Consider the following 17589-nt stretch of genomic DNA (forward strand, 5'->3'; position numbering starts at 1 on the left):
GCGATCCTTTCAATCTAGCGGTGCATCATTTCCGGTGAAGACAACAGGAACGTGTTCCACTCCTGCGACGAGGCGGCCTGCTCCAGCGCCTGGCGCGTGGCGACACTCAAGGTTGGCTGCAGCGACTGGTAATACAGGGCGCTGGCCAACTGGGGAAACGCGACCTTTTCTTGCGGCTGCGGCCCATCCGTCCTGAACAGGCCGGCGCTGCCCGAACCGATGGTGCGGGCGATATCGAAGCGCGTCGTCATCTGGCCGGGGCTGGCCCAGGACGCATCCGTCAGCGGATAGCCATCGGGCGTCTGGCGTCCGTACAAAGGCTGGCCCATGCGCGCGAGCCAGCTCAGCATGGGGCCAGCGTTGAGGATGGGCTTGTCGTCGTAGCTGAGGCGCACGGCCGACACCACGTAATGCATGGGGTCCTTGAATTTCTTGCCCAGCGACTGCCGGAACTCGGGACTGCCGAACATGGTCTGCAGCACGTCGGCGATCATGCCGTCGCTGTGCTGGAAGGTGGCCGCCATGCGCGCCACCAGCGCTTCGGGAGGGTTATCTCCCACGAAATACTGGGCCAGCTTGCCGCTGATAAAGTGCGCGGTGGCGGGACTGCGGCTCAGGCGGTCCAGCGCTTCATCGAGTTCGGCCAGTCCCCTGCCCTTCACCGTTTGCCCCAGAAATTGTTTATCGCCGTAATCGTGGCGGTTCGGATTGAATTCGAACAGGCCGCGGCGCACGTATTGCGATTGCAGCGCCGGTTTCACCTTCGGCGTATCCGGCCCCAGGTTGACACCCACGCCCGTCAGGATACGCGCCAGTTCCTGCACGTCGGTCTGGCTGTAGCCGCCGTTGACGCCCAGAGTGTGCAGTTCCATCAGCTCGCGCGCATAGTTTTCATTGATGCGCTTGACGGCATTGGCTTCATTGTCCAGGTAGCGCAGCATGGCCGGATGGTGGACGGTGGCGCCCAGCAAGTCGCGGAATTTCCCCAAAGCATGCGGCGCGATGGCATTCGCCTCGTAGTCGCCGACCATGGCGCGCAAGTTGTGCTTGCCCTGGTGCACGCTGAAATGGTTGAGCCAAAACCAGCTCAGCTGCTGCTGCAGCTGGTTCGGCGAATACACGTCCAGCAACAGCGAACGCGTGGCCGCCTCGCGCGCCAGGCGGTTGAGTTCCTGCTGGTACTCCTTTTGCGCCTGCTGCTTCGCCATGTCGTCCATGACGCCGGCCGATTCCTTGCGCTTTTGCTCCACGGACATGACGAGCTGATCGAGCGGCACCTGGCTGATGGTCATGGCGTCGATCTGCGCCTGCACGGCGGGCGGCAGGCTGGCTTTGCTCGGGTGCAACTGTGCCTGCAGGTAAGCGTTCCAGCCTTTCTCTTGCAAATGGCGCACGCTGCCCCCGTTGATGCCCCAGCTGACGCGCTCGAGCATCGCGATGCCTTGCGCGGCATTGTCGGGCGCGGCGACGGCATGCTGCGCGGCCGGCGGCGCCGTCGCGGCACAGCCGGCCAGCAACAGCAGGGACATCAAGGTCGTCGGCAATAATCGGTTCGGGGTCATGGCAATCCTTCAAGCGGTTTCATGCAGAATGCCTGAGAGTACGCCCAGGTTGACCTGCGCATGATTGCCATTTGCAACGAGTTGTAATCAAGCAGGATTGCTCATTAGGCAATTTCTCGAGGATACGGGCACGTGACTGATGAATAATCTCGGATAAAATGTTATCAAGAGAATTGCGTATTGCAATGGCAGCTGCGTATTTTCTCTTGAACCAGACATTATCCATACAATACGTCCACATTAAAAAGAAATGAAAATATTATTTATCGCTGCATTGGGAATGTTATCGCTCATTCAAACGCCGTCAACCTTCGCGGAGAATCTGAATGGGAAAACGCTGTATGTCCAGCGCTGTGCCGTGTGCCATGGAGCAGAGATCAAGGGCACAGGGCCATTGGCGAATAAAAGCACGCCTCCCACGCCGGACCTGACAACGGCCGCTTTCAAGAAACGCCTGAAGGATTATCCGGGCGTGATCGTATCCTCGGTCATACTCCGTCCGAATGGCGATTTGATTCCAAAGACCTTGAAAGAGAATGGCGTCAAGATCGCGCCATACGCCTGGCGGGTAAAGGATTTTCGCGATTTGAATCAATATATGAGCGATGTGATTTTCAAAAACCGCTGATCTTGAAATCAGCGGAGTACATCTCGCGCAGGAATCATCCGCAATTAATCATGCTGTTTCAATAACTCCACGCACTTGTCGCGCAAGAAATCGCGCAGCTGCAGCACCAGCGGCGTCACCTGCGCCCGGTGCATGCAGACCAGGTGCAGGGGCGTGGCCTCGCCCGCCACTTCGGGCAGCAGCACGTGCAGGCGGCCGGCCGCCACGTCGCCGGACACGTCCAGCCGCGATTTATAGGCGATGCCCAGGCCCGCCACGGCCCAGCGCCGCACCAGCTCGGCATCGTCGGCGCTGCGGTTGCCGCTGACGGAAATCGTCACTTGCTCGCGCTGGGGCAGGCGGTAAAAGGTCCAGCGGTCGTGCAAGCCGTCCTCCAGCGCGAAGCGCAGGCAATTGTGCTGCGGCAAGTCTTCCAGCGCCAGCAAGGGGCCATGTTCGCGCAGGTAGCCGGGCGAGGCCACCAGCACTCTGTCGTTTGCGGGGGCGATGGGCATGGCGATCATGCTCGAATCGTCTTGCTGGCCGTAACGCAAGGCAATGTCCACTTGCTGGCGCACCATGTCGGCCACCCGGTCGCTGACGCTGAGCTGGTACCGCAGCTTCGGATGGCGCAGCTGGAACTCGTCCAGCCAGCCCAGCATCAGGTTGCGGCCCAGGTCGGAAGGCATGGCAATTTTCAAGGTTCCGCCGAAACTGTCCTTGCCGGCCAGCAGTGCGTCATGGCCCGCGCGCAGCAGGCGCAAGGCTTCGCGCGCGTGCTCGAGATATTGCGTGCCTTCCGGCGTCAGGCTCAGCGAACGGGTCGTGCGGGCCAGCAGGCGCAAGCCCAATTCCCCTTCCAGGCGCTTGACGGCGGCGCTGGCCAGCGCGGGCGAAATGCCGAGCTCGCGCGCGGCCGCCGAGAGGCTGCCCCGGTCGGCCGTGCGGACAAACACCTGCAAGTCATCGAGTCGCAGCAATTTTCAGCATTCCTTTGAAAGTGTTTCGGTACGCGCCCTCTTTTTCCTGGGCGTGAAAGCAACCATCATACGTCATCGCCTCGCCACTCTCGACCAAGGATCAGCATGAAAGCCATCGCCTACCACCACAGCCTGCCCATCACGGATGCCAACGCCCTGCTCGACATCGAGTTGCCCACGCCCGTCGCCACGGGACGCGACCTGCTCGTCGCCGTCAAGGCCATTTCCGTCAATCCCGTCGACACCAAGGTGCGCAAGAACCGCGCGCCGAAAGACGGCCAGCCGGAAGTGCTGGGCTGGGATGCGGCCGGCGTCGTCACCGCCGTCGGGCCCGACGTCACCCTGTTCCAGGCGGGAGATAAGGTCTGGTACGCGGGCGCCATCAACCGCCCCGGCAGCAACAGCGAATTTCAATTAGTCGACGAGCGCATCGTCGGTCACATGCCGGCCAGCCTCGATTTCGCCCCGGCCGCCGCCCTGCCGCTCACGGCGATCACGGCGTGGGAATTGCTGTTCGACCGCCTGCAGCTCAGCCGCGACAAGAATCTGACCGGCAAGTCGCTGCTGGTGATCGGCGCGGCCGGCGGCGTCGGTTCCGTGCTGGTGCAGCTGGCGCGGCAGTTGACGGGCGTCACCATCATCGGCACGGCCTCGCGCGCGGAAACGGCCGATTGGGTCAAGCAACTGGGCGCCCACCACGTGATCGACCACAGCCTGCCGCTGGCCGCCGAAATCACGCGCCTGGGCTTGCCGCCAGTCGATTACGTGATCAGCCTGAACCAGACCGACAAGCATTTCGAGCAAATTGTCGAACTGATCGCGCCGCAAGGGAAATTTGCCCTGATCGACGATCCCGAGCACATCGACGTGCGCAAGTTCAAGGGCAAGAGCGTGTCCTTGCACTGGGAACTGATGTTTACCCGTTCGCTGTTCCAGACGGCCGACATGGTCCAGCAGCACGCCTTGCTGGAAGAACTGGCGCAGCTGGTGGACGCGGGCGTGATCAAGACCACCGTGGCCGAACGCTTCGGCACGATCAATGCGGCGAATCTGAAGCGCGCGCATGCCCTGCTGGAGAGCAATACGGCGAAGGGAAAAATCGTCCTGGAAGGTTTTAACTGATCAGGTAATCAAAATGGCCCGGAAATCATTGACATTCGTCAATGTCGGGCCCGTGATCACGGCGTCGCCCAGCGCCTGGAAGAAGCCGTGGCCATCGTTGTTGTCGAGGCTGTCGCGGGGCTTGATGCCCAGCGCCCAGGCCCGCTGCAGGGTGTCGGGCGCCAGAAGCGCGCCGGCGATCTCTTCCTGGCCGTCGACGCCATCCGTGTCGCCCGCCAGCGCGTGGATACCCGCGTGTCCGTCCAGCGCGATGCCCAACGCCAGCAAAAACTCCACGTTGCGCCCGCCGCGGCCGTTGCCGCGCACGGTGACCGTCGTTTCGCCGCCCGACAGCAGCACGCACGGGGCGGGAAACGGCTGGCCCCGCATCGCCGTCTGCAGCGCGATGCCGGCCATGACTTTCCCCACGTCGCGCGCCTCGCCTTCCAGGCTGTCGCCCAATATATACGGCGTGACGCCGGCCGCGCGCGCCACGGCGGCGGCCGCTTCCAGGGCCATCTGCGGCGTGGCGACCAGGGTCGTGCGCGTGCGCGCCAGCCGCAGGTCATCGGGTTTCACGGATTCGCCGCGCCCGCTTTCCAGCGTTGCTCTTATGCTCTCCGGCAAGTCCATGCCATAGCGGCGCACGATGGCCAGCGCGTCGGCGCACGTCGTCGCGTCGCCCACCGTGGGGCCGGAGGCGATATCGCCCAGCTTGTCGCCGGGCACGTCGGAAATCGCCAGCGTCACCACCTGCGCCGGATGGCAGGCGGCCGCCAGCCGGCCGCCCTTGATGGCGGACAAATGGCGGCGCACGCAATTCATTTCGCCGATGGTGGCGCCCGACGCCAGCAGCGCGCGGTTCAAGGCTTGCTTGTCTTCCAGGGTGATGCCGTCCAAAGGCAAGGCCAGCAGCGACGAGCCGCCGCCCGAGATCAGGCACAGCACCGTGTCGTCCGCCTGCAAGTTGCCCACCAGGTCCAGCATGCGCCGCGCTGCCGCCATGCCGGCCGCATCCGGCACGGGGTGCGACGCTTCCACGATCTCGATGCGTGCACAGGGCACGGCATAGCCGTAGCGCGTGACGACCAGCCCCGACAGCGGCCCCGGCCAGTGCCGCTCCACGGCTTGCGCCATGGCGGCCGACGCCTTGCCGGCGCCGATCACGATCAGCCGGCCCCTGGGCGCGGGCGGCAGATGGGGCGGTATGCAATGCGATGGCTGCGCCGCCTCGATGGCGGCGTGGAACATGGCTTGCAGCAAGGCGCGCGGCGCCGCGGTAGTCGTCATTGTCAATTCCTCCGGTTCGATGGCAGGTTCGTTCAACGGTTCACAATGCGCGCGGGAACGCGCATCACCAGTATGGCGCCCAGCAGCATGACTGCGGAAAGAATATACAGGGCCACGTCGGTGCCACCCGTCGCATCCTTGATCCAGCCAACGAGGAAGGGGCTGACGAAGCCCGCCACCTGCCCCAGCGAATTGATCAGCGCCAGGCCGCCGGCCGCCGCCGCGCTGCCCAGGAAGGCCGTGGGCAGGGGCCAGAACATGGGCAGGCCGGACAGCGCGCCCATGGTCGCCAGCGACAGGCCGATGATGGCGATGACCACGTTGCCGTGCGCCTGGGTCGCCAGCAGCAAGCCGCACAGCGCCATCAGCAGGGGGCCGCTCAGGTGCCAGCGGCGTTCCTTGTGCCTGTCGGCCGAACGGCCCACCCAGATCATGAAGATGCTGGCGCACAGGTAGGGTATGGCGCTGATCCAGCCCACGGCGACGGGGCTGGCGAAACCCAGCGACTTGACGATGGTGGGCAGCCAGAAGTTGATCGCGTACACGCCCATCTGGATGCAGAAATACACGAGGCCCAGCATCCACACGTGCTTGTTGCGCAACACGCTGGCGAAGGTGTCGGTGGTGCTGGCGCCACTGCGGCGCTGGCGTTCGTCTTCGTCGAGGTCGGCGCGCAGCAGCTGCTTTTCTTGCGTATTCAGCCACTTCGCCTGGGCGATGCCGTCGTTCAGCAGCACGTACACGAGAAAACCCAGCAATACGGTGGGGATGCCTTGCAGCAAGAACATCCATTGCCAGCCGGCCAGGCCGCCGTGGCCCGCGAACGATTGCATCATCCAGCCCGACAAGGGGCTGCCCAGCAAGCCGGAAATGGGAATGGCCGACATGAACAGGCCCATGATGCGGCCCCGGCGCGAAGCGGGATACCAGTTCGTAAAGTACAGCACGATGCCGGGGAAGAAGCCCGCCTCGAACACGCCCGTGATGAAGCGCAGCGAGTAGAACGCGGCCGGCGTGGTGACGAACATCAGGCAGGCCGAAGCGATGCCCCAGGCGATCATCAGGGTGCCGATGACCTTGCGCGCGCCCAGGCGGTGCAGCAGCAGGTTGCTGGGCACGCCGCTGGCCACGTAGCCGATGAAGAAAATGCCCGCGCCCAGGCCGTACACGCTTTCGCTCCATTGCAGCGCATCGAGCATTTGCAGCTTGGCAAACCCGACATTCACGCGGTCCAGGTAATTGAACAGGTAGCAAATGAAGATGAAAGGGATCAGATGCAAGGTGACCTTGCGGTAGGCGCCTTCGCGCACGCTGTCCTGCGCGGACGCGCCGGCGGGCAGGCTGGCGCCTGGATGGGTGGTCATGGGTGTCTCCTGAGTATTTTTTTATGGGATACGAGCAGCCCATCGTACAATCGCCCGCAGAAACAGTCATCGTGCGGATGCATGAAGAAATATAGTGTTTACCACGATGATTCCATGCAAATGCACAATACCATAAGGCGCAGCAGCCATGACGAGCATCGATTTCCCCCTGGCGCAAGACATCGTCCGGCGCACCATGGCCATCATCCCGTTCAGCGTCAACGTCATCGATGCGCGCGGCGTGATCCTGGCCAGCGGCGACCCGCAGCGCGTGGGCGACCTGCATCCGGGCGCGCAACTGGCGCTGGCGCAGCGCAGCGGCGTGGAAATCGGCGCGGCCGACATGGCCAGGCTGCCCGGTACGCGGGCCGGCATCAACCTGCCCCTGACGGTGCGCGGCGAGATTTGCGGCGTGCTGGGCCTGACGGGCGAGCCCGATGCCGTGCGCCAGTTCGGCGAACTGGTGCGCGCCATGGCGGAAATGATGCTGGAGCAGGCGCGGCTGCTCAGCGAATTGCAGCACGAAAAGCGCTACCGCGAGGAATTCGTGTTCCAGCTCGTCTACCGCACGGGCATTTCGGATGCCAGCATGCAGGCGTGGGCGGCGCGCCTGGCGCTGGACTTGCGCGTGCCGCGTGCCATGTTCGTGCTGGAAATACCCGATGCGGGAGAAGGCCCGGGCGAACGGCTGGACCAGGTGCTGACGCAGCTGCAGCAAGTGCAGTCCGACCTGTCGGCGCGCTGGCCTGCCCTGCTGATGGCCGTCGTCTCGCCAGGCGAACTGGTGCTGCTCGACGCCTTTCCCGCCAGCGGCCCGCAGCAGGCGCGCGCGGCGCAAGCCAGGCAGCGCCTGCTCGAACTGCACCAGGTGGCGCAGCAGGCCCTCGCGCCGCCCGCCACCCTGTCCATGGGCGTGGCCTTGCCGGGCCTCGACGGGGCGACGGCCTCGTATGAATCGGCGAAGCAGACGGCGCGCGTGGGGCGCGCCCGCGATGGCGCGCAAGCTACTTTTTCCTATCTTGAACTGAGCTTGCCCGTGCTGCTGTCCGGCCTGCAGGACGGTTGGCAGGCGGAGCAATTGCGCCAGACCCTGGCCCGCCTGCAGGCGCACGACCGCAAGTCGGGCACCCTGATGCGCACCCTGGCCGCCTGGTTCCGCCATCACAGCCACCCGATGGCCACGGCCAGGTCACTGCATATCCACCGCAACACGCTCGATTACCGGCTGCAGAAAATCGCCGAACTGACGGGGCTGGACCTGGACGACACGGATGACCGCCTGCTGCTGTATGTTGCCCTGCAACTCGATGCCCAGCCGCTCCATTAACAGATGCCCGTCTACAATAGCGGCTGACCGCACAACAGGAACACCATGAACGACGCCATCGAATGGACCAGTCTTGCCCGCACTTTCGGGCTGTTTACCGTCACGGCCGTGGCCGAACTGCTGGGCTGCTACCTGCCCATGCTATGGCTGAGCAACAAAGGCAGCGCCTGGCTGCTGTTGCCGGCCGCTATCAGCCTCTTGATCTTCGTGTGGCTGCTGACCCTGCATCCGGCCGCCAGCGGCCGGGTCTACGCCACGTATGGCGCCATCTACATCGCCACGGCGCTGGGATGGCTGTGGCTGGTGGACGGCATCACGCCCGCCTGGACGGATGTGACGGGCGTGGGCCTGGCCCTGGCCGGCGCCGCCGTCATTGCCATGGGGCATAAAACGGCTTGACGTGCGTCAAGCGGCATGCGCGCGGAAATTCGTTTCCGCCGACCATGCCGCGCTGGCGCGGGCCAGCAGCACGGCTTCGCCATCGGCCAGCCAGTCGTCCGCATCGGCAATCTTCCACATGGCTTGCAGCAGCTTGCGGCGCAAGTCCGGGTCCGTGATTTCATCGAGCAGGCTGTCGATCACGCCATGGGCCAGCTGCACGGCGCCATGCACGGTCGACGTCAGCATGTCGTCGCACAGGTCTTGCAGCAGCTGTTGAAAGGCGGCCGGCGCCAGGTCGATATGCTCGAGAATCTTGCTGCGGTGCATGGCTTGCAGCTCGGCGCTGGCCAGGTTGCCGTCGACCACCATCATCAGGGCCAGAATACGTCCCGCTGCCTGGGGACTGTTCGTTTCATAGGTACGCATAGTTTTTACTTTCCATTGTGAGTTTAAAAAGCGCGCCACCGCCTTGCGGGGCGCGCCGTACTGCAGTCTTACTTTTTGTCGCTGCGGGTGATGAACACGCTCGCCACGCAGCTCGACACGATCAGCACCGCCACCACCAGCAGCGAGGCTTCCACCGGCACGTGGTACCACGGCATGATCAGCATCTTGGCGCCGATGAACACCAGCACCATCGCCAGGCCATACTTGAGCATGTGAAAGCGGTCAGCCACGTCCACCAGCAGGAAGTACAAGGCACGCAAGCCCATGATGGCGAACAGGTTCGACGTGAAGACGATGAACGGGTCCGTCGTGATGGCGAAGATCGCCGGGATCGAATCGACCGCAAACACCAGGTCCGTCACCTCGATCAGGATCAGCACGAGGAACAGCGGCGTGACATAGCGCAAACCGCCCTTTGCCACGAAGAAACGCTCGCCGTGGTCGCCGTCCGCTACCCGCAAGTGGCGGCGGGCAAAGCGCAGCACGGGATTGTTCGCCACGTCCGGTTCCGCATCGGCCGCCACCAGCATGCGCATGCCGGTAATCAACAGGAAGGCGCCGAACAGGTACAGCACCCAGCTGAACTCGCTCACCACCCATGCGCCGGCCATGATCATCACGGCGCGCATGACGATCGCGCCCAGCACGCCGTAGATCAGCACGCGGCGCTGGTACTGGATCGGTACCTGGAAGGCGCTGAAGATCAGCAGGAAGACGAACACGTTATCGACCGACAGGGCTTTCTCGATCAGGTAGCCGGAGAAAAACTCCAGCGCCTTCTGGTTGGCGATCTCGGGGCCGGCCGTGCCGTTCAGGTACCACCACAGGCCGCCGTTGAACAGCAGGGCAAGGCTGACCCACACGAGCGACCACGTCGCCGCTTCCTTGACGCCCACCTTGTGCGCCTTGTTGCCGCCGAAGACGAACAGGTCCAGCGCCAGCATGAACAGGACGAATACGATGAAGCCGGCCCACATGGGTGCCGTTGCAATACTCTCCAGGCCATTCATCGGCGGCCTCCGCAACTGTCTGTCTGTATCCTGATGCCCATGGCACTCTCCTTGCATGAATTGAGCAGTCATCATAGGCTGAATATAAACATCGAACAAATCGAATATAATTTACGAATACATCGAAAAACTCGATGTATTAATTTGCCGGGGACCACCATGTCGACACTCAACTTCAAGCACTTGCGCTATTTCTGGATGGTGGCCAAGACGGGCAGCATCGCCCGCGCGGCCGAGCAGCTGCACCTGACGCCGCAATCGATTTCTGGCCAGCTCAGCGACTTTGCCGACACCCTGGGCGTGGAACTGTTCCGCCGCAGCGGGCGCAAGCTGGAATTGACGGAAACGGGCAGGCGCATCCTCAGCCATGCGGAAGAGATTTTCAGCACGGGCGACGAATTGCTGGAAATCGTGCGCGACCAGTCACGCACGGCGACGACCACGTTTCGCGTGGGCTGCGCCGATTCCGTGTCGAAACTGATCGCCTGCCGCCTGGTCGAACCGGCGCTGGGCCTGGCCGAACCGCTGCGCATGATCTGCCGCGAAGGCCGGCTGGCCAGCCTGCTGGCGGACCTGGCCGTGCACCGGCTGGACCTGATCATCGCCGACCGCCCCATGCCGTCCCACTTGAGCGTGCGCGGCTACAACCACCTGCTGGGCGAAAGCGGCATGACCCTGTTCGGCACGCCGGCGCTGGCCGCCACCCTGGAAGGCGGCTTTCCGCTATGCCTGAACGGCGCGCCGCTGCTGCTGCCGGGCGAGGATTTCGCCATCTATGGCCGCCTGCTGCAATGGCTGGGCGACAACCATCTGCACCCGCGCATCGTGGGCGAGTTCGACGACAGCGCCATGATGCAGGCCTTCGGCCAATCCGGCGCCGGCCTGTTCTTCGCCCCCACCGTGATCGCGCCCCAGGTGTGCGAACAGCATGGCGTGGTGGCGCTGGGGCGGGTCGACAGCCTCGTCGAGCAGGTGTATGCGATCACCACGGAACGCCGTTTGAGCCACCCGGCCACCGTCGCCATCAGCCAGAGCGCGCGGCGCGAACTGTTCGTCTAGGCGCCGGCCCCTATTCGGCGCTGACGACGATCTTGCCCGGCTGCCCGCCCTGCTCCAGCAGCGCATGCGCGCGCCGCACGGCAGCCGCGTCCAGCGGCGACAACTGCTGCCGCACCGTATGGCGCAGCACGCCCTCGTCCAGCAGCCGCGCCACGCGGTTCAGGATGCGGTGTTGCTCGAGCATGTCGTCGGTCGCGTACAAAGGCCGCGTAAACACCATTTCCCAGTGCAGCGACACGCTTTTCCCCTTCAGCGGCGCCGCGTCGAAGCCATCATGGTCGTCGATGACGGCCAGCTTGCCGTGCGGCGCGATGATCTGCGTCAAGGCCGCGACGTGGCGCGCCGTGTGCGACAGCGCGGCGATATGTGTGACCGGGGCCACTTTCAATGCCGCCACCTGCTCCGGCATGGGCAGCGCGTGGTCGATCACGTGGTGCGCGCCCATGGCGCGGCACCAGTCCGCGCTGTCTTCGCGCGAGGCCGTGGCGATCACAATACAACCCGTCAGCTGGCGCGCCAGCTGGATCAGCATCGAGCCCACGCCGCCCGCGCCGCCCAGCACCAGCAGGCTGCCCCGCTCCTGGCGGTCGCCGGGCGTGATCGCAAAGCGCTCGAACAGCAGCTGCCACGCCGTCAGCGCCGCCAGCGGCACGCCGGCCGCCTGCGCGAAATCCAGGCTCGCCGGCATGCGCGCCGCGATGCGCTCATCGACCAGCTGATATTCAGCATTCGCCCCCGCGCGGTCGAACGAGCCCGCGTAATACACGGCTTGTCCCGGCGCAAACAATGTCACTGCGCTGCCCACCGCGTGCACGATGCCGGCCGCATCCCAGCCCAGGGTCGTGACGGCTTCCGGCACGGCGACGCGCCCCGCGCGCACCTTGGTGTCGAGCGGATTGACGCCCACGGCGCGCACCTGCACCAGCACGTCGCGCGGGCCGGGCACGGGCATCGCCCCCGTCATGTCGAACAAGCCATGTACGTCGTCCGCGCTGCTGCCCTTGTTGAAACCGATCATCTTCATTGCATGCTCCCAGCTAAATCTGCATGGTAAGCAACCACGTGGCAAAGAAAAATATGCTTCAATGCGTTTCACTACTGACCAAACTGTCATGAATCATGCAAAACCAGCATACCGATAATCTCTCCGGCGTGGCCCTGTTCGTGCAACTGGCCAAAGCGGGCAGCTTTGTCGCGGCCGCGCGCCAGGCCGGCATTTCACCGTCGGCCGTCAGCAAGAGCCTGGCGCGGCTCGAGCAGCGGCTCGGCGCGCGCCTGTTCCAGCGCAGCACGCGCCAGCTGAGCCTGACGGCGGAAGGCAAGCTGTTTCTTGCGCGCAGCGAACGCATCCTGGCGGAAATGCAGGCGGCGCAGGAGGAACTGGCAGGCAACTTGGCGCCGCACGGCCGTCTGCGCCTGGGCTTGCCGGAACTGGGTGGCCTGTTCCTGCCCGCGCTGGCCGATTTTGCCCAGCTGCATCCCGCCATCGCCCTGGACCTGGACTTTTCCGACGCGCTGGCCGATGTCGTCGGCGATGGCTTCGACGCCGTCATCCGCATCGGCGCGCCGCGCGATTCGCGCCTGGCCGCCCGCAAGCTGGGCCAGTTCCGCTCCTGCCTCGTGGCCTCGCCGGCCTACCTGGCGCGCCATGGCACGCCGCGGCACCCCCTTGATCTGCAACAACACGCCTGCCTGCATTACCGCTTCCGCCACAGCGGCAAGATCGAACCGTGGCAACTGCGCCAGGACGATGGCGACACTGCGCCGGAGCTGCCCCTGTCGATGGTGTGCAACAACGTGGAGGCACGGCTGCACTTCGCGCGGCAAGGCCTGGGCATCGCCTGGCTGCCCGACTTTCATGTGCGCGGCGCCATCGCCGACGGCAGCCTGGTCGAAGTGTTGGACGACTACGCGATCGATAGCCATCCGGCCCACGGCTGCTGGTTGCTGTGGCCGTCCGGGCCGCACCTGGCGCCGAAAGTGCGGGCCCTCGTCGATTTCCTGGCCGGAACAGACCTTCTGTTGCCAGCCGCCCACAGATCGATGCGGTGAAATACATTTGGACAAATATAGCTTTATAATGGCAAGCCTCCCCGACGCCCTGCGCGCCCCTTCCAGGACTTGCCGCAATGAAGCACTTGCACGACATCCCCTCTGCCTTCAAGCATGAATTCGCCAACCCGCGCCTGTGGTGGTCGCGCGCCGTCGTCGTCGGCATGGCCGCCGTCGCGGGCCTCGTCGTCGTGGGCTTTACGTGGCTGGCGGAAACAGCGCTCGATTGTTTTCTCTTTTTTAACGGCAAGGCCTGGTGGTTCGCCCTGCTGTGGACGCCGGCCTGCGCCGCCCTGCTCGTCTGGCTGACGCGCCGCTACGCCATGGGCGCGGCCGGTTCCGGCATCCCGCAAGTGATGGCGACGCTGGACCCGGCCGTGGCGCCGGAACAGCGCTCCTTGTTCGTCTCCCTGAAACTCAGTGCCGCGAAGATAGTCCTGACGGCGGGCGGCTTGCTGGGCGGACTCTCGCTGGGGCGCGAAGGGCCGTCCGTGCAGATCGCCGCCGGCGTGATGCTGGCCGCGCGGCGCTGGCTGCCCCGCCACTCGCAGGTGAGCGCCCATTCGCTGCTGGTGGCGGGCGGCGCGGCCGGCATCGCGGCCGCCTTCAACACGCCGCTGGCGGGCGTCATGTTCGCCATCGAAGAATTGTCGCGCTCGCCCGAGCAGCGCAACAGCGGCTTGATTGTCGCCGGCATCGTGCTGGCCGGCATGATGGCCGTCTCCATCCACGGCAACGCCACCCACTTCGGCATCATCCATCCCGGCCCCATCGGCCTGGCGCTGGCCCTGCCAGGTTTACTGGTCACGTTGGTAGCGGGCGTGGCCGGCGGCCTGTTCGCCCTGCTGCTATTGGCATCCGCCCGGGGCAATCCGCTGGGAAAATTGTCCGCGTGGCGAACAGGCCGGCCCGTGCTGTTCGCCGCCGTCTGCGGTTTGCTGGTGGCGGCCATCGGCATCGCCAGCCACGGCGCCACGTTCGGCAGCGGCACCGTGGCGACGCGCGCCATGCTCGAAGGCTCGTCCGATGTGGCACCCGCCTTTGTTGCCTTCAAATATGTGGCGACGTGGCTGACCGTGTGGTCGGGCGTGCCGGCCGGCATCTTTGCACCGTCCCTGGCCATCGGCGCCGGCATCGGGCATGACATTGCGCAATTGCTGCACTATCCGCACGCGCCCGCCCTGATCGCGCTGGGCATGGTGGGCTTCCTGGCCGCCGCCACGCAGGCGCCGCTGACGGCGTTTATCATTGTCATGGAAATGGTCGATGGCCACGGCATGGTGCTGAGCCTGATGGCCTGCGCCGTAGTGGCCAGCACCGTGTCGCGCGTGCTCAGCGAGCCGCTGTACGGGGCGCTGGCGCAGCTGCAGCTGCAACGGCTGCCGCAGGCGGGCCGGGACCTTACATCGTAAACGGAAACGGCTGCATGCCCGCTTGCCTGTCATCGGGGGCGACGACGGCCAGCAAGGCGTTCAAGCCCTGGTTCAGGTGCGCCAGGCTGTCAGGGTCCAGCTGGGCCAGCGCGCTGGGCAGCAAGCCGCGCGCCGGCTGCGGCGCGCCGGCGATCACGGCTTGCCCTTCCGCCGTCAGGGTCAGGGTGACGACGCGCTGGTCGGGCTGGTCGCGCGCCTTGCGCACATAGGTTTTTTTCACCAGCGCCTCGACCAGGTTGCTGGCCGTCGTCTGGTGTATCGACATCTTGCCGGCCAGCTCGCCCATGCGCAGGCCCGGCCGCTCCAGCAATTCCTGCATCACCCACAGTTGCGCACCCGACACGCCGCATTGCTTCTCGATCTGCGCCGAGTGCCGCTGCGCCGCGCGCATGACGACGCGCATGTTTTGCAAGGCCATGCCCTGCGCCCGGGCTACCGCCGAGACTTCCGCTTCCACCACCATTGCCTCCATTATCCTGCCGGCTGCGCGCCTGCTGGCGGGCCGGAATCCCTGCATGATACCTGCAAAAGCGGGTGGATTCCTAGCGCATGGGGACTGGCTCTCCAGCTTGCCAAGCCTGTTCCAGCACCAGCTTGCCAGCCGGGTCCCACTGGCGCTCGATGCCCTGTTTCTTGTCATGTTCATACGGCACGACCTGCTGCGGGCTGCCGTTCGCGTACCAGGTCTGCAGCAAGCCATGGCGCTGGCCGTCACGCATGGGCGTGACACTGGCGCGCACGCCGTTATCGTGCCACTCCATCAGGTCGCCCTGCTCGCGCCCTTGGGCATCCTGCTGCCAGGCAACGGTCGGCTGGCCATTGCTGCCCCACTTTTGCATGCTCAGCAGCTTGCCCTTGCGGTACAGCGCTCTCTGCGCCAGTTGACCATTGTCATGGCTGTCGAACGACCAGCCGTCCGGCTCGCCATGGCGCCACGTCGTGCTGGCGAGTACCTTGCCGTCCGGCGCCAGGGTGACGGCCTCGCCATCGAGCCTGTCATGGATGAAATGGCTGCGCTGGAACAGCTTGCCGTCGGGATAAAACAATTGCTGCAGCCCATGCATCCTGCCGCCCTTCAGGAAGGCGCGGCTGCTCACCTTGCCATTCGGCCCGTACGACACATACTCGCCATCGGCCATCTGCCGGCCGTGGTAGCGGATGCGGTTCATCAGCTGGCCATTCTCGTGGTACGTCTCGACAATACGGTCGCGCCCGTTCGGCAGCACGGTCACTTTTTGCTGGAGCTGGCCGTTGTCATAGAACGACGTGCCGCCAGCCGGCGCCTGCGCCTGCGCCGCCAGCGGCAGCACCGTCATAAGCACTGCCACCAGCGCCAGGCGCATTTTCTGGGCATGCCGCATGCGCCCCCCTACTGCGCCGCCACGGGCTGTCCATCGTGCCACGTCTGTTCCAGCACCAGCTTGCCGGCCTTGTCCCACTGGCGCTCGATGCCGTGCTTCTTGCCGTGTTCATACGGCACGATCTGCCGCAGGCTGCCATCGCTGTACCAGGTCTGCAGCAAGCCGTGGCGCTGTCCTTCGACAAACGGCGTCACGCTGGCGCGCACGCCGTTGGCATGCCAATCGGTCGTATCGCCATGGTCGCGCCCCTGCGCGTCTTTCTGCCACGCAAAATTGGGCCGGCCATTCGGCCCCCACGTTTGCAAGCTGAGCACGGCGCCTTTCCGGTACAGCGTCTTGTTCGACACGACGCCATTGCCATGGCTTTCAAACGACCAGCCGTCGGGCTGGCCGTGCACCCAGACGGTCCTGGCCAGCACCTTGCCATCCTCGGCAAGCATGACAAACTCGCCCTCGCGCTGGCCATCGACGTGCCGTCCCCTTCGGAACAGCTTGCCATCCGGATAAAACGATTCCTCCAGGCCATCCATCTGGCCATTGCGCCGATACGAGCGGTTGCTGACGGCGCCATTCGCGCCATACGACACGTGCTCGCCATCGGCCATCTCGTCGCCGTGGTACAGCGTGCGGCTCATCAGCTGGCCGTTCTCGTGATACGTTTCCGAGATGCTGTCGCGCCCGTTCGGCAGCGCCGTCACCTTCTGCTTGACCTGGCCATTCTCGAAGTACACGCAGCCGCCCAGCAACTCCTCGCCCTGGGTATTGAAGTAGGTTTCGCGCAGCAGCTGGCCATTTTCGTAGTAGTACTTGCGAAAACGCACGAACTTGATCTGGCTCAGGTCCAGGTCCGTGGCATAGGTTTCAAAGGCCAGCACGCCCGGCGTGTCGGGAAATTCGAGCCGCACATGCCAGGCGCCCAGCGCCTCGTCGCGCACGGGCGGCGTGCGCAGCGCATACGCGGCGCGGCGCTGGTTGCTCGGCATGAAATTTTCATCCAGATACATGGTGTGGTCTTCCTCCTGCAAGGTTGGCGCTGGCGTTGGCGACTGCGCCGCCGGCTGTTCCTGTGCCGCCAGCGGCAAGGCCAGGGCCATGCCCAACAGTGCGGCCAGTGCCGCGCGCGTCGTCTGTGGTGTGTGCATTGTGTTCCGTTGCGATGATATTGTGCGGCTGCCATCATAATGGAAAGCAACGTTTTCCCCCGTCACGAAAGAAAGCCATGCACTTGCCAGCCGCCCCGAGCGACACCCAGATACTGGACATCATCGATGCCTGGATCGCCGACCTCGCGCGCAGCGATTATGCGTGCGCCCATGCTCGCACGGCGCACGACGCGTACTACGGCTGGACGCCGGCGCTGCTGCGCGCCGTGATCGAAGGCTATGGTTCGCCGCAGCCGTATGCGGATGGCCGGGTCTACCGGGTCACCCCGGCGGCGCAGGCCAGCGGCACGCCGCACGAGCGCTGCGTCGAACGCCCGGACGGCCAGGATGGCGGCATGGTGAGCGCCGAAGCGCGCCATTCCCTGCCCCTGAACGGCGTTTGGTCGGATCTGACTGCCACCTTTCGCGTGGAGGGCGCCAGGCTGGTATTACAGGAAATTCACGTGTTCTAA

The 17589-nt window shown here is 64.8% G+C and carries 18 protein-coding genes; 8 read left to right on the plus strand and 10 right to left on the minus strand.

Going from position 1 to position 17589, the window contains the following annotated elements; translation table 11 throughout:
• Positions 1 to 14: 14 nt before the first annotated feature.
• On the minus strand, positions 15 to 1562 hold the full coding sequence (locus AC1RJW_RS20980; protein WP_493046681.1) for a DUF1800 domain-containing protein: 1548 nt from the start codon (positions 1560 to 1562) through the stop codon (positions 15 to 17).
• 250 nt (positions 1563 to 1812) lie between these two features.
• Between AC1RJW_RS20980 and AC1RJW_RS20985 the strand changes: the two genes are divergently transcribed.
• Complete coding sequence (locus AC1RJW_RS20985) at positions 1813 to 2190, plus strand: c-type cytochrome (RefSeq protein ID WP_493046682.1); 378 nt, start codon at positions 1813 to 1815, stop codon at positions 2188 to 2190.
• 44 nt (positions 2191 to 2234) lie between these two features.
• Here AC1RJW_RS20985 and AC1RJW_RS20990 read toward each other — a convergent pair whose 3' ends face one another.
• Positions 2235 to 3149, minus strand: a complete 915-nt coding sequence (locus AC1RJW_RS20990) for a LysR family transcriptional regulator (RefSeq protein WP_493046683.1) — start codon at positions 3147 to 3149, stop codon at positions 2235 to 2237.
• Positions 3150 to 3254: 105 nt separating this feature from the next.
• On the opposite strand from AC1RJW_RS20990, the gene AC1RJW_RS20995 reads away from it, so the two are divergent.
• Positions 3255 to 4271, plus strand: a complete 1017-nt coding sequence (locus tag AC1RJW_RS20995) for a zinc-binding alcohol dehydrogenase family protein (protein WP_493046684.1) — start codon at positions 3255 to 3257, stop codon at positions 4269 to 4271.
• On the opposite strand, the gene AC1RJW_RS21000 is transcribed toward AC1RJW_RS20995, so the two are convergent.
• Together AC1RJW_RS21000 and AC1RJW_RS21005 are read right to left on the minus strand one after the other, a co-directional pair.
• Positions 4272 to 5540, minus strand: coding sequence for a glycerate kinase type-2 family protein (locus AC1RJW_RS21000; protein ID WP_493046685.1), 1269 nt, complete (start codon positions 5538 to 5540; stop codon positions 4272 to 4274).
• A 32-nt stretch (positions 5541 to 5572) separates the two neighbouring features.
• Positions 5573 to 6904 (minus strand): MFS transporter, encoded by a 1332-nt coding sequence (locus AC1RJW_RS21005; RefSeq protein WP_493046686.1) that lies wholly within the window; start codon positions 6902 to 6904, stop codon positions 5573 to 5575.
• A gap of 148 nt (positions 6905 to 7052) precedes the next feature.
• Between AC1RJW_RS21005 and AC1RJW_RS21010 the strand changes: the two genes are divergently transcribed.
• Positions 7053 to 8231, plus strand: a complete 1179-nt coding sequence (locus AC1RJW_RS21010) for a sugar diacid recognition domain-containing protein (RefSeq protein WP_493046687.1) — start codon at positions 7053 to 7055, stop codon at positions 8229 to 8231.
• Positions 8232 to 8276: 45 nt separating this feature from the next.
• Positions 8277 to 8630, plus strand: coding sequence for a YnfA family protein (locus AC1RJW_RS21015; protein ID WP_289951155.1), 354 nt, complete (start codon positions 8277 to 8279; stop codon positions 8628 to 8630).
• Positions 8631 to 8636: 6 nt separating this feature from the next.
• Here AC1RJW_RS21015 and AC1RJW_RS21020 read toward each other — a convergent pair whose 3' ends face one another.
• Both AC1RJW_RS21020 and AC1RJW_RS21025 read right to left on the minus strand, forming a co-directional pair.
• The gene (locus AC1RJW_RS21020) at positions 8637 to 9038 is read right to left on the minus strand and encodes a TerB family tellurite resistance protein (protein ID WP_493046688.1); all 402 of its coding nucleotides are present in this window, start codon (positions 9036 to 9038) and stop codon (positions 8637 to 8639) included.
• Between the two features lie 68 nt (positions 9039 to 9106).
• Positions 9107 to 10069 carry a TerC family protein gene (locus AC1RJW_RS21025; protein WP_328571087.1) on the minus strand — a complete coding sequence of 321 codons (963 nt, stop codon included), beginning with the start codon at positions 10067 to 10069 and terminating at the stop codon, positions 9107 to 9109.
• Positions 10070 to 10228: 159 nt separating this feature from the next.
• On the opposite strand from AC1RJW_RS21025, the gene nhaR reads away from it, so the two are divergent.
• Positions 10229 to 11128, plus strand: coding sequence for a transcriptional activator NhaR (nhaR, locus tag AC1RJW_RS21030; RefSeq protein WP_230505880.1), 900 nt, complete (start codon positions 10229 to 10231; stop codon positions 11126 to 11128).
• Positions 11129 to 11138: 10 nt separating this feature from the next.
• On the opposite strand, the gene AC1RJW_RS21035 is transcribed toward nhaR, so the two are convergent.
• Positions 11139 to 12152, minus strand: coding sequence for a zinc-binding alcohol dehydrogenase family protein (locus AC1RJW_RS21035; protein ID WP_493046689.1), 1014 nt, complete (start codon positions 12150 to 12152; stop codon positions 11139 to 11141).
• A 95-nt stretch (positions 12153 to 12247) separates the two neighbouring features.
• Here AC1RJW_RS21035 and AC1RJW_RS21040 point away from each other — a divergent pair, with 95 nt between their 5' ends.
• Both AC1RJW_RS21040 and AC1RJW_RS21045 read left to right on the plus strand, forming a co-directional pair.
• Positions 12248 to 13180, plus strand: coding sequence for a LysR family transcriptional regulator (locus tag AC1RJW_RS21040; RefSeq protein ID WP_493046690.1), 933 nt, complete (start codon positions 12248 to 12250; stop codon positions 13178 to 13180).
• Between the two features lie 77 nt (positions 13181 to 13257).
• Positions 13258 to 14592: a chloride channel protein gene (locus AC1RJW_RS21045; protein ID WP_493046691.1), complete on the plus strand. Its 1335-nt coding sequence runs from the start codon at positions 13258 to 13260 to the stop codon at positions 14590 to 14592.
• Here the strand turns inward: AC1RJW_RS21045 and AC1RJW_RS21050 are convergent.
• From AC1RJW_RS21050 to AC1RJW_RS21060, 3 genes are all read right to left on the minus strand, one after another.
• Entirely contained in the window at positions 14582 to 15085 is a 504-nt protein-coding gene (locus AC1RJW_RS21050) for a MarR family winged helix-turn-helix transcriptional regulator (RefSeq protein WP_493046692.1), read from the minus strand. The genes AC1RJW_RS21045 and AC1RJW_RS21050 overlap by 11 nt on opposite strands.
• A gap of 70 nt (positions 15086 to 15155) precedes the next feature.
• Positions 15156 to 15974 (minus strand): toxin-antitoxin system YwqK family antitoxin, encoded by an 819-nt coding sequence (locus AC1RJW_RS21055; RefSeq protein WP_493046693.1) that lies wholly within the window; start codon positions 15972 to 15974, stop codon positions 15156 to 15158.
• 8 nt (positions 15975 to 15982) lie between these two features.
• Positions 15983 to 17116 (minus strand): toxin-antitoxin system YwqK family antitoxin, encoded by a 1134-nt coding sequence (locus AC1RJW_RS21060; protein WP_493046694.1) that lies wholly within the window; start codon positions 17114 to 17116, stop codon positions 15983 to 15985.
• Between the two features lie 77 nt (positions 17117 to 17193).
• On the opposite strand from AC1RJW_RS21060, the gene AC1RJW_RS21065 reads away from it, so the two are divergent.
• Entirely contained in the window at positions 17194 to 17589 is a 396-nt protein-coding gene (locus tag AC1RJW_RS21065; protein WP_493046695.1) for a hypothetical protein, read from the plus strand.

The sequence above is a fragment of the Janthinobacterium sp. GW822-FHT07A03 genome, from assembly GCF_058798815.1.

Coding starts and splice junctions, on each gene's coding strand:
- AC1RJW_RS21005 (WP_493046686.1), bottom strand. CDS start 6,904: ATGACCACCCATCCAGGCGCCAGCCTGCCCGCCGGCGCGTCCGCGCAG.
- AC1RJW_RS21065 (WP_493046695.1), top strand. CDS start 17,194: ATGCACTTGCCAGCCGCCCCGAGCGACACCCAGATACTGGACATCATC.
- AC1RJW_RS20985 (WP_493046682.1), top strand. CDS start 1,813: ATGAAAATATTATTTATCGCTGCATTGGGAATGTTATCGCTCATTCAA.
- AC1RJW_RS21015 (WP_289951155.1), top strand. CDS start 8,277: ATGAACGACGCCATCGAATGGACCAGTCTTGCCCGCACTTTCGGGCTG.
- AC1RJW_RS21055 (WP_493046693.1), bottom strand. CDS start 15,974: ATGCGGCATGCCCAGAAAATGCGCCTGGCGCTGGTGGCAGTGCTTATG.
- AC1RJW_RS21050 (WP_493046692.1), bottom strand. CDS start 15,085: ATGGAGGCAATGGTGGTGGAAGCGGAAGTCTCGGCGGTAGCCCGGGCG.
- AC1RJW_RS21045 (WP_493046691.1), top strand. CDS start 13,258: ATGAAGCACTTGCACGACATCCCCTCTGCCTTCAAGCATGAATTCGCC.
- AC1RJW_RS21010 (WP_493046687.1), top strand. CDS start 7,053: ATGACGAGCATCGATTTCCCCCTGGCGCAAGACATCGTCCGGCGCACC.
- AC1RJW_RS21000 (WP_493046685.1), bottom strand. CDS start 5,540: ATGACGACTACCGCGGCGCCGCGCGCCTTGCTGCAAGCCATGTTCCAC.
- AC1RJW_RS21035 (WP_493046689.1), bottom strand. CDS start 12,152: ATGAAGATGATCGGTTTCAACAAGGGCAGCAGCGCGGACGACGTACAT.
- AC1RJW_RS21020 (WP_493046688.1), bottom strand. CDS start 9,038: ATGCGTACCTATGAAACGAACAGTCCCCAGGCAGCGGGACGTATTCTG.
- AC1RJW_RS21040 (WP_493046690.1), top strand. CDS start 12,248: ATGCAAAACCAGCATACCGATAATCTCTCCGGCGTGGCCCTGTTCGTG.
- AC1RJW_RS20995 (WP_493046684.1), top strand. CDS start 3,255: ATGAAAGCCATCGCCTACCACCACAGCCTGCCCATCACGGATGCCAAC.
- nhaR (WP_230505880.1), top strand. CDS start 10,229: ATGTCGACACTCAACTTCAAGCACTTGCGCTATTTCTGGATGGTGGCC.
- AC1RJW_RS20980 (WP_493046681.1), bottom strand. CDS start 1,562: ATGACCCCGAACCGATTATTGCCGACGACCTTGATGTCCCTGCTGTTG.
- AC1RJW_RS21025 (WP_328571087.1), bottom strand. CDS start 10,069: ATGAATGGCCTGGAGAGTATTGCAACGGCACCCATGTGGGCCGGCTTC.
- AC1RJW_RS21060 (WP_493046694.1), bottom strand. CDS start 17,116: ATGCACACACCACAGACGACGCGCGCGGCACTGGCCGCACTGTTGGGC.